This window comes from Bradyrhizobium sp. SZCCT0153 (assembly GCF_018129995.1).
GTDB lineage: Bacteria > Pseudomonadota > Alphaproteobacteria > Rhizobiales > Xanthobacteraceae > Bradyrhizobium > Bradyrhizobium japonicum_G.
Window position 1 is genome coordinate 791632 of record NZ_JAFCKS010000003.1, and the last position, 13516, is coordinate 805147.

The following is a 13516-nucleotide window of genomic DNA, read 5'->3' on the forward strand; positions in this document are numbered from 1 at the left end:
TCGCGCCGATGTTCGAACACGGTCGCCATCAGTGAAAGAGCTCCCCCTGCCTCTACAAGGCAGAAAAATGGGTAATGGCAGTATCGTTCCGAGGCAAGAGCGATTTGACACCAGACATGCACTTTGTTGCATGCCGGTGCATCCGATCGAAATCTCCTTGTGCGCCCGTGCAAGAAAGCTGCCGTGCAGGATGGGTCAACCTGCCGCACCCAAAACGATCACCCTCTCCCCGTTGCCGGGGAGAGGGTGTGAAATCCGTCGCCGCGTCGAGATGCGCCTAGTGTGACGTCATCTGCCGGGGAAGGTCATCCGGCTCGGCAACCACGCTGTTGGCCGTCGAGGCCTCCAGCGCCGCCATCCGGAACAGATAGGCGAGCGTCGCCAATCCGGTGTCTTCCGCCATCTGTGCCAGCTCGAGCGCCATGTCAGACATGTAGCCGAGATTCTCGTCCTTGGTCTGCGCCATGATCTGGCTGTCCCGCATCATATTCGACATCTCAGGCGCTCTTTCGTTGCGCGGCAGCGAGGCCGCAGAGGTTGGCACGGGCGACGGCGTCCAGACGCGGGCCGTCCTGTTGCACGATCGAAGCCGTGCCGATGCGATCATGCAGGGCATCGAGCGTCTCCCGACGAATGTCGATCGTCGCCGCCATGGTCCACGCATCCTCCACCAGCGCCGGCAGACCGAGCGGGGTCACGACGAAGCCGGCCTCATGGAAGCGCGGCAACCACCAGGTCTCCATGATCGCGCTGACCTGCGCGATGCCCTGGTCGAGGCAGAACTCCTGCACCGCCGCCATCAGTTGCAGGTTGAGCGCGCCGTCGCGGCGATCACGCACGACGAAATAGCGCGACCATTCCCAGACCAGCGGATTCGCGGGGCAGCCGCGCACCACCGCCAGATGCGGGAAGACCTCGCTCATCATCGAAGGCTTGGTCGTTGGATAGAGCCGGTGACCGCCGACGACGCGGCGCCCCTCCAGCGCAAGCAGATAGACAGTGTCCTCGTCGTCATAGGAATCGATCTCGCGGCCATCCGGCCTGCGTAGCGCCTCCCAGCGCCGCTCCTCGACGAAGATGTCATGGCGCAGCCGGAAATGCTGCTCGATTACGTCTTCGTATAAGTGGCGATTAACGGCTGAAATTGCGTGAATCATGAAAGCCCCCATCCATTCTCAATGGGGGCAGAGTCTGCGAAAAGAGGCAGCTTCGATATTGGGAAATTTCCCAGTACGTCGCTTAGGGATTGATGATCTTGTTGCGAATCGCCAAGGCAACCGCATGCGTACGGTTGACGGCACCGAGCTTGCGCGCAGCGGTTGCAAGATGTTCTTCTGCGGTCCGCTGGGTGATATGCAGGATCTCGCCGATTTCCCAGGCCGACTTGCCCTGCGAGGCCCAGGAGATCACCTCGCGCTCGCGCGGGGTGAGACGCGTCGACCGATACGGCGCCGGATCCAGCAGACGACGAATGTGGTCGAAGCCGTACATCGCCATCAGGTGCAGCGCCGGCTTGCTGCGGGGGTTGAGGTCGAGATGGACACCGCCGAGCGACACCGCGGCCTCATAGCCGGTGAGCCCGTGGATCGGCACGATGAAGCCGCGCGACATGCGAAAATCGCTGGCGCGGTTCATCACCTCGGCCGCGTTCGGCTCGAGTTCGGCATCGTATGGCGCTTCCGACCATTCGAACGGGTTGACCGACTGTCGGCACAACCGCACCACGGGATCGAAGCGATCGTAGTTGTTCTGAGTGTAGAGGTTGAACCATCCCGCCGGCCAGCGCTTGGCGAGCACCATCTGCGCAAATCGCTGGTCGGGATTGGGCAACCCCGTCACGATGATGGTTTCAAAGCCGAAGCGACCGAAGGCCGATTCGAGCGCAAGCATGGCATCGGGCACCTTGCGATAGGTCCCCAGGCCCTCGATGAAGTCGAGCGCCTCCCGGCCATAATCCACGGCGGACATCGGTGCGTTTCCTGACCCTCGCCGTCAAGTATAGCACGTCTTCGGTGACTGCCTCAATTCACGGTTTCCGTAGTTTCCCGGTATGTCATTGACCTCGAAGATTAATCTACTTGTGGAAGAAGTGACGTCAAGTTACACCTATGACGTCTGAAGCGGGAAAACCACGATGGAAGACGAGGACATTGCCCTCAACAGCGTGCTCGGCCTGGAACTGAACCGCGTGTTTTTTGCCGTCTGCGAAACGGCGAACAAGCAGAAGATCATCGAGTTCGCACGCGAGGTGCTGCAAAGCGAGCGCACCAAGCCGGCAGACAGCGCATCGCCCGAGGGCCCGGCGAGCTAGAACGCAGTTGCAGCAAACGACGCCGATGAAACGAGTCGCGCGACGATGCCATCCGTTCGAACGCGCTGATTTTCGTCCTGACAATCTGACAGGGTAAAGCGCAGCCCTCTCCATCCGCATCAACACACTTGCCGCTGGATGACATCACGGCTCCCGTGAGATGATCGCCGCCACGATCCTCTTTCGGATGCCCACGACATGATGACGCTGCGCCAGGTTGAAGTGATCCGTGCCGTGATGGTGACGGGCACCATCGGCGGCGCGGCGAAGCTGCTCAACGTGTCCGCGCCGGGCATCAGCCGTCTCGTCAAATACACCGAGCGCTCGCTCGGCATCCGCTTCTTCCAGCGTCAGAACGGCCGCTACTTCCCGACGCCGGAAGCGGAGAACATCTTCGAGCAGATCAACGGCGTCTACAAGAAGGTCGACGATCTCTCCGAACTCATCTCCAAGATCGGCCGCGGCGGATTGTCGGAGCTGCGCATCGGCTCGGTGCCGAGCATCTCGCAGGTGATGGTGCCGCGCGCGATCGAGCGCGTCCGCCGCCGCTATCCCGATCTCGGCATCGACATCAATATCCTCAAGCTCGAGGAAGCCATCGACTACCTCATGCTCGGCCGCGGCGAGTGCGTCGCGATGAGCTACCGGCTGGAACATTCCGGGCTCGACTTCATGCCGCTCGCCTCGGGCGAGCTCTATTGCATCGTGCCGCCGGGCCACGAGCTCGCCGGCCGCAAGCAGGTCTCCGCGGCCGAGATCACCCGCTATCCGCTGATCGGCATCGACCCGAACGACCCTTACGGCCGCATCATGGCCGAGATCTTTGCGCGCAACCGGCTCGACTACAACATCACGATCCGCGCGCGGTTCGGCACCACGGTCTGCGCGCTGGTGAAGGCGGGGCTCGGCATCGCCATCATCGACCAGTTCACGGTCGCCCATGGCGGCTATCCCGGCATCGAGCTGTTGAAGATCACCGAGCCGACGCGGTTCGACACCTATATCGCGGTGAAGCGCGGCGCGCCGCTGTCGCTCCATGTCGAGTACTTCATCGAGTCGCTGCGCGCCGAGATGCGCGCGGTGGAGCCGTCCCGGGGCCACGGCAAGGCCGCCCCGGCGCGCGGGCGAAAGAAATAACATTATGTTAGGTTTGTCCGATAAATGGGTAATTGTGTTAGGCGGGAGAATGGCTATCGTCTTACCCGGAAGTCCTCTTGGAATTGCGCGGATTTCCACGCTAATGGCCGGGACCGAACGCTCCCAACGAGACGATAGCGAACCATGTCCAAGCGCGGATACGCCGCCAGCAAAAAGCTCCTCACCGGCCTGATCGGCGCGCCGATTGCGCATTCCGCATCACCCGCCATGCATGAGCGCGCCGCCGAGGCGCTTGGCCTGCGCGGCCATTACCAGCTCATCGAGGTCGCCGGCGCCGACGCGGCCGGGCTGCGCATGATGCTCGAAGGGGTGCGCCGGCTCGGCTTTGCCGGCGTCAACGTCACCTACCCCTACAAGGAAGCCGTGGTCCCGTTGCTCGACGATCTGGCGCCTGGCGCCGCCGCCATGGGCGCGGTCAACACGGTCGTCGCCAGGGACGGTCGGCTGACCGGCCACAACACCGATACGACCGGCTTTGCGCGCGCGGTGGCACCGCTGCTGGCGCCATCCGGCAACGCCGTCGCCGTGATCGGCGCAGGCGGCGTCGGCAAGGCGATCGCGTTTGCGCTGGCGAGCCTGAAGGTGACCGACATCCGCATCTTCGACAGCGAGCCGGCGCGCGCGCAGACGGTGGTTTCTCTGCTGGCCGCGCAGGGCTCCGCAAGGGTGGCGTCGAGCATCGAGGACGCACTGCAGGGCGCGACCGGCCTCGTCAACGGCACGCCGGTCGGCATGCTGCCGAACCGCGGCCTGCCTGTCCCCGCCACGCTGCTGCACGACGAATTATGGGTTGCGGATGCGGTCTACTCGCCGCTGATCACGCCGCTGCTGGCGGCCGCGCAGGCCAATGGCGCGCGGATCATGACCGGGCGGGAGCTGGCGATCTATCAGGCCGCCGACGCTTTCGAACTGTTCACCGGCCTTGCCCCATCGACCGAAGTCATGGGAGAGGCTTTCGACGAGGTGATGGCGGCACGAAGTTCTGCCTATCACGCGGCGTGACGGAAGCGGCCGGATACAAGGCCGCGGACAACATCAAACATCAACGAAAAATGGGAGGAGAGATCATGAAATCGACCATTCTGGCAGGCGCCCTGCTTGCCTTCGCGACTGCAACCAGCGTCCACGCCCAGGCGATCAAGCTCGCCGACGTCGCCGAGCTTTCCGGCGGCGGCGCCACCGTCGGCACCAATTGGAAGAACGGCATCGACCTCGCGATCGAGGAAATCAACGCCAAGGGCGGCGTGCTCGGCCGCAAGCTCGAGGTCACCCATGCCGATTCGCAGTCCAACCCGGGCGTCGCGCGCGCCCAGGTGCAGAAGGCGCTCGACGCCGAACCCTATGTGCTGCTCGGACCCGGCTATTCCGGTTCGGTCAAGGTCACCGCGCCGCTGGCGGCCGAAGCGGGCATCGCGCAGATCATGGGCGGCGAAGCCGCCGAGCTGACGCAAGCCGGAAACAAATTCCTGTTCCGCACCTCGTTCGGCCAGCAATCCTCGATGCCGAAGGTCGCCAAATACATCCACGACGACATGAAGGCCAAGTCGGTCGCTGTGGTCTGGGTCAACAACGATTTTGGCCGCGGCGGCCGCGACGTCGTCGTCAAGGAGCTCGACCGGCTCGGCTCGAAGGTCGTCGCCGATCTCTCCACCGAAGCGGGCCAGGCCGACTTCGCCGCCGACGTCGGCAAGATCAAGGCCGCCAATCCCGATGCCGTATTCGTCTATCTCAATGAAGAAGAGAGCGCGCGCATCCTCAAGGAGCTGAAGCGTCAGGGCGTCACCGCGCCGCTGATGGGCGAGACCACCTTGATCGGCCAGAAGGTGATCGAGCTTGCGGGCGATGCCGCCAACGGCGCGCGCGGCCATGTCGGCCTCACCACCGATGCGCCGGTAGACCTGATCAAGGCGTTCCGCGACAAGTTCGTCAAGAAGTACAATTACGTGCCGGACCATAACGGCCTGAAGGGCTACCTCGCCATCTACATGGTGAAGGCCACCACCGAGAAGATGGGCAAGGTCGATTCCAAGGCGTTCGCCGACACGCTGCACGGCCTGACCATCAAGGCCGCGGACGAGCCGGGCATCCTGATGGACGTCACCTTCAGCGAGACCGGCGACATCGACCGCCAGAGCTTTCTGGTCGAGGTGGTCGCAGGCAAGCAGGTCGTGAAGCAGGTGCTGCCGAAGGTGAAGTGACCTCCTCGCTCACCCCGCCCTCTCCCCGTAAGAACGGGGAGAGGGAGCGATGGACCTGAATTCGCGTCGAACCAGTTTACCCGGGCTCTAGCGATCAAAGAGAACCCATGTCCAATCTGTTCGATCTTCTGGTCGCCGGACTTGCCACTGGCGCGATCTATGCGCTGGTCGCGGTCGGCTTCACGCTGCTGTGGCAGACCTCGCAGACCATCAACTTCGCGCAAGGCGAATTCGTGATGCTGCCGGCGTTCCTGATGCTGGCGGCGATGCATGCCGGTGCGCCGTTCTGGCTCGCGATCATCCTCGGCATCCTGCTGTCGATGATCCTGCTCGGCCTCGCCTTCAAGATGCTGCTGGTCGACCCGATGATGCGTCATGGCGTGCTGCCGCTGGCGATCGCCACCATGGCGCTGGCGATCGGCATCAAGGAAGCCGTAAAACAGTTCTTCAGCGCCGAAGCCTCGCCGTTCCCGTCGATCGTGCCGACCGGCGACATCTCCATTCTCGGCCATGTCGTATCGCTGCAAAGCATCGGCGTTCTCGTCCTCGCCATCCTCGCTGTCTTCGGCCTGACCGCCCTTCTCAACCGCACCTCGCTCGGCCACCAGATGCAGGCGGCGGCGCAGAACCCGACGGTGGCCCGCATCATCGGCGTTCCGGTCGAGCGCATGATCCTGCTGACGTTCCTGATCAACGCATTCCTGGTGGCGCTGGCGTCACTGCTGATCACGCCGATCTACCTCGCGAAATTCTCCTCCGGCGAGGTGCTGGGACAGGCCGCCTTCATCGCGGCGATCGTCGGCGGCTTCAACCAGGTACGCGGCGCGATCGCCGGCGGCCTGCTGATCGGCGTGCTGGACAACCTGGCGGCATCCTATGTCTCCACGCAATACCGCGCCGCGGTGCCGCTGATCTTCCTGATCCTCGTCATTCTGTTCCGGCCGCAGGGATTGCTCGGCCGCGCCGAGGAGCGCACGGTATGAGCGCTTTCGCCAAACCCCTGAAGATCGCGCTCGGCCTTGCCGTCATCGCCGGCCTGATCATCGTCCCCATGAATTTCAACCGCTACGGCCTGTTCATCCTGAGCCAATGGGCGGTGATGGCCATCGCCGCGATGGGGCTCAATCTTACGCTCGGCTACGCCGGGCAGGTCTCGCTGGCGCAGGGCGCCTTCGTCGGCATCGGCGCCTATGCCGCGGCGATCATGACCACGCATGGCTGGCCGCTGCCGGTAGCGGTCGTCGTCGCGATCGCGTTGAGCTTCGCGGTCGGCTGGGTGCTCGGCTATCCCGCGCTGCGGGTGCAGCACCACTACCTCGCCTTCGTCACGCTCGCATTCTCCACCCTGGCCTTCCTGGTGTTCCGCAACGAGAGCTGGCTCACCGGCGGCATCTACGGCATCTCCAACATTCCGCGTCCGCACATCCTCGGCATCGCGACCAGCAAGCCGCTGCCCTTCTACTATGTCTGCCTCGGCTCGCTCGCGATCGTCTCGCTGGCGGTGTGGTGGCTGATCCGCTCGCCCTGGGGCCGCGCCTTCATGGCGCTGCGCGAAAACCCGCTGCGCGCGCAGTCGCTCGGGATCGATACCAAACGCTACACGTTGATGGCGTTCGCGATCGGCTCGGCACTCGGCGGCGTCGCCGGTGCGCTCTATGCGCCACTGACGCAATATATCGATCCGGTGCCGTTCAACCTGTCGCTCTCGCTCGACCTCCTGATGATGGTGATCGTCGGCGGCGCGGGCTTTTACTTCGGCCCCTTCCTCGGCGCGATGATCGCGGTGCTGCTGCCGGAATGGCTGCGCTTCACCGAAGGCTACTATCTGATGCTCTACGCCGTCGCGGTGATGCTGCTGCTGATCTGGTCGCCGACCGGAATTCTGGGAATTCTCGACCGCTATCTCGCCGAGCGGCGCACCAAGGCGGCTTCCGCGTTGCGCGCAGTTGCGAAATCGCGGCTGGAGACGGTGCAATGAACGCGGTCCTCGAAGTCACCGGCATCAAGAAGAATTTTGGCGGCATCAGCGCCGTCGACGGCGTCTCCTTCGACGTTCGCGAAGGCGAGATCCTCGGCCTGATCGGGCCGAACGGCTGCGGCAAGTCGACCCTGTTCAACTGCATCCTCGGCCAGCTCACGCCATCAGGCGGCGAGGTGAAGCTGGACGGCAAGCTCGTCACGGGCCTGCGCCCCGCGGAGCTCAACAAGCTCGGCGTCAGCCGCACCTTCCAGCTGTTGCAGGTGTTTCCAAAGCTCTCGGTGCGCGAGAACCTGATCCTCGCCGGACAGGAGCACCAGGGCAACATGGCCTCGCGCCTGGTCGGCCGCTCCGATGCCGGACTGACCGAGGCCGCCAACCAGATGATCGGCTTCTTCAAGCTCGATCATCTCGCCGACGAGCCGGCCGGCGGATTGTCCTATGGCCAGCAGAAGCTGCTCGACGCCGCCATGGCCTTCATGGGCGGCCCGCGCCTGGTGTTGCTCGACGAGCCCGCCGGCGGCGTCAACCCGTCGATGCTGGCCGACCTGAAGGATCGCCTGGTCGCGATCAACCGCGAGAAGAACGCCACCTTCGTCGTGATCGAGCACAACATGGAATTCGTGATGTCGCTGTGCTCGCGCGTGATGGTGATGGCGGAAGGCAAGGTGCTGGCGATGGGACGGCCGGACGAGGTCCGCAAGAATCCCGCCGTGATCGAAGCCTATCTGGGACATTAGGGAGAGCGAGCCATGAGCGACCCGATCCTCTCGGTTCACAATCTCGTCGGCGGCTACGGCAAGATGACGATCCTGAACGGCACGACCTTTTCCGTGCCGCAGGCGACCATCACCACGATCATCGGTCCGAACGGGGCCGGCAAGTCGACGGTGTTCAAGGCGATCTTCGGGCTGCTCAAGCTGCGCGAGGGCAAGATCAGCTTCGCCGGCCGCGATGTCACGAATTTGAGCCAGCGCGCGCTGCTCAATGCCGGCATCTGCTACGTGCCCCAGGGTCGCAACATCTTTCCCGAGCTGTCGGTGCGCCACAATATCGAGCTCGGCGGCGTCGCCGCCGGGAAGGGTCTCGATCTGCCCAAGCGGATCGAGGCGGCACTCGACTTGTTTCCGGCGCTGCGCCGCAAATCCGCGCAGCAGGCCTCAACGCTCTCGGGCGGCGAGCAGAAGCAGCTCGAGATCGCCCGCTCGCTGCTGCTCGAACCAAAGCTCGTGTTGATCGACGAGCCCTCGATCGGGCTGTCGCCGCTGATGGTGCAGCAGACCTTCGACATCCTGAAATCCCTGCGCGACCGCGGCGTCACCATCCTGATGATCGAGCAGAACGCGCGCTCGGCGCTGGAGATTTCCGACATCGGCATCGTGCTAGAGCTCGGCCAGACCCGCATGATCGACAAGGCCGAGCGGATATTGAACGATCCTCGCATCGGGCAACTCTTCCTCGGGGGTGCCATGGAGGAGACAGCAGCATGAGCGCGCGAATGCGCGTCGCCGTCGCCGGTGCCGGCCTGATCGGCCGCCGCCATATGGAACTGATCGCGGCGTCGCCGGACTGCGAGCTCGCCGGCATCGCGGATCCCTCGCCTGCCGCGAAGGAATATGCGCAAGCCCGCGCCACGCGCTGGTATGCCGATCACCGCGCATTGCTGGAGCATGAAAAGCCCGACGGCATCGTCATCGCCTCGCCCAACACGCTGCACCTGCCGATGGCGCTCGATTGCGCGGCCGCACGCGTGTCTGCGCTGATCGAGAAGCCGGTGACGGATACGGTTGCCACCGCGCAGCGCCTCTGCGCGGCAATCAAGCGAACCGGCGTTCCGATGCTGGTGGGCCACCACCGCCGGCACAATCCGATCATCAAGGCCGCACGCGAGGCGGTCGCAGCCGGCCGGCTCGGCCGGCTTACCGCCGTGGTCGGGTTGTGGCTGCTCAAAAAGCCCGACGAATATTTCGAGATGGCTTGGCGGCGCGAGCAGGGTGGCGGGCCGCTGCTCATCAACCTCGTCCACGACATCGACAACCTCCGCTTCATCTGCGGCGAGATCGCCGAGGTGCAGGCGCTGACCTCGAACAAGGTGCGCGGCTTCGCCGTCGAGGACACCGCGGCGCTGCTGTTGCGCTTCGCGAGTGGCGCGCTGGGGACGGTGACCGTGTCGGACGCGACGCCGGCGCCGTGGAGCTGGGAACTGACATCGGGCGAGAACCCCGCTTATCCCAAACAGGACCAGCCCTGCTACATATTCTCCGGCACGGAGGGATCACTGTCCGTGCCAAACATGGAGCTGTGGTCCTACGCGCAGCAACCCGGCTGGTACACGCCGCTGTCGCGCGCAACCGTTGCACCGGCCGCCTTCGATCCGCTGGCCGAGCAACTCCGGCATTTCTGCGCGGTCATCAGGGGCCTCGAACAGCCGCTGATTTCCGCCGAAGACGCAATGGGAACGCTCGCCGTCGTCGAAGCCGTCAGCGAGGCCGCGCGCACGGGCCAGACAATCTCACCGGGGCGAATCATGGAGCAGGCAGCATGAACAAGCGCTCGATCGCCACCGTCTCCCTCTCAGGCGCCCTCGACGAAAAGCTCCGCGCCATCGCGTCAGCCGGCTTCGACGCGGTCGAGATCTTCGAGAACGATTTGCTGTCGTTCGGCGCGAGCCCGCGCGAGGTAGGGCAGCTTTGCAGGGACCTCAAGCTCGAGATCTGCGCGTTCCAGCCGTTCCGTGATTTCGAGGGCATGCCGGAGCCGCAGCGCGCGCGCAACTTTGCCCGCGCCGAGCGGAAATTCGATCTGATGCAGGAGCTCGGCACCGATCTGCTACTGATCTGCTCCAACGTCTCCCCCAGTTCGCTCGGCGGCATCGACCGTGCGGCCGACGATTTTCGCGAGCTCGGCGAGCGCGCAGGAAAGCGCGGCTTGCGCGTCGGCTACGAGGCGCTGGCCTGGGGCCGCCATGTCCACGACTACCGCGATGCCTGGGAGATCGTGCGGCGCGCCGATCACCCCGCGATCGGCGTCATCCTCGACAGCTTTCACGCGCTGGCGCCGGGCTTTCCGGTTCGCGCGATGGCCTCGATCCCAGGCGACAAGATTTTCCTCGTGCAGCTCGCGGACGCGCCCAGGCTCGAGCTCGATATCCTCTCGTGGAGCAGGCACTTCCGCTCCTTCCCCGGCCAGGGCGATCTGCCGGTCGGCGAGTTCATGGCGGCGATCGCGGCGACCGGCTATGCCGGACCGCTGTCGCTGGAGATCTTCAACGACCAGTTCCGGGCCGGCTCGGCCGCTCAGACCGCCGTCGACGGCCTGCGCTCGCTGATCCTGCTGGAGGACCAGCTTGCGCCGGACTGGCCAAAGCTCGTCAGCGAGCCCTTGGCGCCGAAGGCCAGGAGCCGCGGCACGGGGTTTATCGAGTTTGCCGTCAACGAGACCAAGGCGACCGACCTCGCCCGCCTGCTGTCGCAGCTCGGTTTCCGCAAAAGCGGCAAGCATCGCAGCAAGGCGGTGGAGCGCTGGTCGCAAGGCAAGGTCGAGCTCGTCATCAACTCCGAGACCGACGGCTTTGCGCATTCGCACTATGTCACGCACGGCCCGGGCGTCTGCGCGATTGCGCTCGATGTCGACAATGCCGGCCTCGCCATGCAGCGCGCCGAAACACTGAAGACGCGCACCTTTTATCAGCCGGTCGGGCCGGACGAGCTGGAAATCCCCGCGATCCACGGCGTCGGCGGCAGCCTGCTGTATTTCCTGGATCAGGCCGGCAAGAACTGGGACACCGATTTCGAACCGGTCACAAGCAACACGAACGGAGACGCGCTGCTGGCAGTGGATCACATCGCGCAGTCGATGCCCTATGACGAGATGCTGTCCTGGCTGCTGTTCTACACCGGCATTCTCGACCTGACGCGACTGCCGCAGATGGAGATCGCCGATCCCAGGGGCCTCGTGCAGAGCCAGGCCGTCATCAACGGCGACCAGAGCCTGCGCTTCGTGCTCAACGGCTCCTCCGCCAACCGCACGCTGCCGGCGCGCTTCATCTCGGAGTTCTTCGGCTCCGGCGTGCAGCACGTCGCGTTTTCGTGCCGGGACATCTTTGCGACGGTCGCCGCGATGCGCGAGCGCGGCGCTGATTTCCTGGATATCCCCGATAATTACTACGACGACATCGAAGCCAAATACGACCTTGCGCCCGAGCTGATGGCGCAGCTTCGCGCCAACCACATCCTCTACGACCGCGAGGGCGACGGCGAGTTCTTCCAGGTCTACACGCACATTTTCGACGAGCGGTTTTTCTTCGAGATCGTCGAGCGAAGGAACTACCAGGGATTTGGCGCAGCCAACGCCGGCATCAGGCTGGCGGCGCAAGCCCGCGAGGTGCGTCCTGTCAGTATGCCAAGGGTGTGATTACCCTCTCCCCTTGTGGAGAGGGTGGCTCGCCGCGAAGCGGCGAGACGGGTGAGGGGTATCTCTCGACGAAGCCGATAGAAACCAATTCGCGAAGAGAGACCCCTCATCCGGCGCTCCGCGCCACCTTCTCCCACAAGGGGAGAAGGGGCTACGTCGCTTGTGGCTACAATCAGCTCACTTCATCGCGCACTTGTCGTGGAAGCGGTCCTGGTCGTTCTCGACGATGGTGGCGACCGTCTTCAGCGAGAGCTGGCCTTCGCCGTCCTTGACCACGTCCTGAAGGTAGAAGTTCTGCACCGGGATGTGGTTCTTGCCGTACTTGAAGGAGCCGCGCAGCGACTTGAAGTTGGCCTTCTCCATCTCGGCCTTGATCGCGTCCTTCTTGCTGGTGTCGCCCTTCACCGCGACCACAGCGCTGTTGATGAGCTGGGCGGCGTCATAGGCCTGCGCGCCGTAATAGGTCGGGCGGAGGCCGGGGTACTTCTTGCGGTAGTCGGCGACGAAGCGCTTGTTCTGCTCGTTGGGCAAATCATTCACCCATTCCTGCGCGCCGGGTACCCCGAGCGCGTTCTCCTTCTGCAGCGGCAGCGAGAGCTCGTCGACGGTGAACGCCGTATAGAGCGGCATCGTGCCCTTGAGGCCAGCCTGCACATATTGATTGAGGAACTGCACGCCGGCAGCACCCGGATAGAACACGAAGATCGATTCGGCGCCCGAAGCACGCGCCTTGGACAGCTCGGCGGAGAAGTCGAGCTGGCTCGGCCAGACCGTGTATTCCTCGCCCTTGACCTCGCCCTTGAACGTGCTCTTCACGCCCGCGAGCATGTCCTTGCCGGCCGCATAGTTCGGCCCGATCAGGAAGACGCTCTTGACCCCCTTCTGGTTCATGTAGAGGCCCATCGCGGCCGGCGTCTGGTCGTTCTGCCAGGAGGTCGAGAACACGTAAGGCGAGCAGAGCTCGCCCGCGAGCTGCGACGGGCCGGCATTGGCCGAGATCAGGAAGGTCTGCGAGTCCACCGCGGTCTTGAGGGAGGCGAGCAGCACGTTCGACCAGATGTAGCCGACGATGAAATCGACCTTGTCGGACTGCACCAGCTTCTCGGTCTTCTGCTTGCCGACATCGGGCTTCTGCCCGTCGTCCTCATAGATCACCTCGACCGGCTTGCCGTCCATCTTGCGGCCGATGTGATCCAGCGCGAGCTCGAACGAATTGCGCATGTCGTTGCCGATCACGGCGGTCGGGCCGCTGAAGGTCGAAACGAAACCGATCTTGATGGTGTCGCCGGCGGATGCCGGGCTTGCCAGCACAAGCGCAGCCGCGCCCGCCAACCAGAATGCCGTCCTCATAACCACTCCCCTCCTTATTATTGATCCCGGAAACGAGGTGATCGCCGCCCCGGGTCGTCTCCATTGAACGCAAAATTCATCGCGCCGCCAATGGCTCAGCTCCTGCCC

The 13516-nt window shown here is 64.2% G+C and carries 14 protein-coding genes; 10 read left to right on the forward strand and 4 right to left on the reverse strand.

The features are described from left to right. Nucleotides 1-277: 277 nt before the first annotated feature. The 3 genes from JQ572_RS17395 to JQ572_RS17405 all read right to left on the reverse strand — a co-directional run bounded on the left by JQ572_RS17395 (nucleotide 278) and on the right by JQ572_RS17405 (nucleotide 1968). The gene (locus JQ572_RS17395; protein ID WP_211384133.1) at nucleotides 278-496 is read right to left on the reverse strand and encodes a hypothetical protein; all 219 of its coding nucleotides are present in this window, start codon (nucleotides 494-496) and stop codon (nucleotides 278-280) included. Nucleotide 497: 1 nt separating this feature from the next. After that, nucleotides 498-1157 carry an acyl-homoserine-lactone synthase gene (locus tag JQ572_RS17400; RefSeq protein ID WP_211384132.1) on the reverse strand — a complete coding sequence of 220 codons (660 nt, stop codon included), beginning with the start codon at nucleotides 1155-1157 and terminating at the stop codon, nucleotides 498-500. 82 nt (nucleotides 1158-1239) lie between these two features. After that, nucleotides 1240-1968 carry a helix-turn-helix transcriptional regulator gene (locus JQ572_RS17405; RefSeq protein WP_211384131.1) on the reverse strand — a complete coding sequence of 243 codons (729 nt, stop codon included), beginning with the start codon at nucleotides 1966-1968 and terminating at the stop codon, nucleotides 1240-1242. A 166-nt stretch (nucleotides 1969-2134) separates the two neighbouring features. On the opposite strand from JQ572_RS17405, the gene JQ572_RS17410 reads away from it, so the two are divergent. The 10 genes from JQ572_RS17410 (at nucleotide 2135) to JQ572_RS17455 (ending at nucleotide 12058) form a co-directional block, all read left to right on the forward strand. Next, nucleotides 2135-2311 (forward strand): hypothetical protein, encoded by a 177-nt coding sequence (locus tag JQ572_RS17410; protein ID WP_211384130.1) that lies wholly within the window; start codon nucleotides 2135-2137, stop codon nucleotides 2309-2311. Between the two features lie 198 nt (nucleotides 2312-2509). After that, nucleotides 2510-3448, forward strand: a complete 939-nt coding sequence (locus tag JQ572_RS17415) for a LysR family transcriptional regulator (protein ID WP_211384129.1) — start codon at nucleotides 2510-2512, stop codon at nucleotides 3446-3448. A gap of 144 nt (nucleotides 3449-3592) precedes the next feature. Beyond that, nucleotides 3593-4471: a shikimate dehydrogenase gene (locus JQ572_RS17420; RefSeq protein ID WP_211384128.1), complete on the forward strand. Its 879-nt coding sequence runs from the start codon at nucleotides 3593-3595 to the stop codon at nucleotides 4469-4471. A 65-nt stretch (nucleotides 4472-4536) separates the two neighbouring features. Continuing rightward, complete coding sequence (locus JQ572_RS17425) at nucleotides 4537-5667, forward strand: ABC transporter substrate-binding protein (RefSeq protein ID WP_211384127.1); 1131 nt, start codon at nucleotides 4537-4539, stop codon at nucleotides 5665-5667. Nucleotides 5668-5774: 107 nt separating this feature from the next. Then, nucleotides 5775-6650: a branched-chain amino acid ABC transporter permease gene (locus tag JQ572_RS17430; protein WP_211384126.1), complete on the forward strand. Its 876-nt coding sequence runs from the start codon at nucleotides 5775-5777 to the stop codon at nucleotides 6648-6650. Further along, on the forward strand, nucleotides 6647-7645 hold the full coding sequence (locus JQ572_RS17435) for a branched-chain amino acid ABC transporter permease (RefSeq protein WP_211384125.1): 999 nt from the start codon (nucleotides 6647-6649) through the stop codon (nucleotides 7643-7645). Before JQ572_RS17430 ends, JQ572_RS17435 begins: the two co-directional genes overlap by 4 nt. Beyond that, nucleotides 7642-8385, forward strand: coding sequence for an ABC transporter ATP-binding protein (locus tag JQ572_RS17440; RefSeq protein ID WP_211384124.1), 744 nt, complete (start codon nucleotides 7642-7644; stop codon nucleotides 8383-8385). Before JQ572_RS17435 ends, JQ572_RS17440 begins: the two co-directional genes overlap by 4 nt. Before the next feature lie 12 nt (nucleotides 8386-8397). Beyond that, nucleotides 8398-9135 carry an ABC transporter ATP-binding protein gene (locus tag JQ572_RS17445; protein ID WP_211384123.1) on the forward strand — a complete coding sequence of 246 codons (738 nt, stop codon included), beginning with the start codon at nucleotides 8398-8400 and terminating at the stop codon, nucleotides 9133-9135. Next, the gene (locus tag JQ572_RS17450) at nucleotides 9132-10190 is read left to right on the forward strand and encodes a Gfo/Idh/MocA family protein (protein ID WP_211384122.1); all 1059 of its coding nucleotides are present in this window, start codon (nucleotides 9132-9134) and stop codon (nucleotides 10188-10190) included. Before JQ572_RS17445 ends, JQ572_RS17450 begins: the two co-directional genes overlap by 4 nt. Then, a complete protein-coding gene (locus JQ572_RS17455; protein ID WP_211384121.1) occupies nucleotides 10187-12058 on the forward strand; it encodes a bifunctional sugar phosphate isomerase/epimerase/4-hydroxyphenylpyruvate dioxygenase family protein in 1872 nt (623 codons plus the stop codon). The genes JQ572_RS17450 and JQ572_RS17455 overlap by 4 nt, the downstream gene beginning before the upstream one ends. 177 nt (nucleotides 12059-12235) lie before the next feature. Here JQ572_RS17455 and JQ572_RS17460 read toward each other — a convergent pair whose 3' ends face one another. Continuing rightward, nucleotides 12236-13408: an ABC transporter substrate-binding protein gene (locus tag JQ572_RS17460; RefSeq protein WP_211384120.1), complete on the reverse strand. Its 1173-nt coding sequence runs from the start codon at nucleotides 13406-13408 to the stop codon at nucleotides 12236-12238. Nucleotides 13409-13516 lie beyond the last annotated feature (108 nt).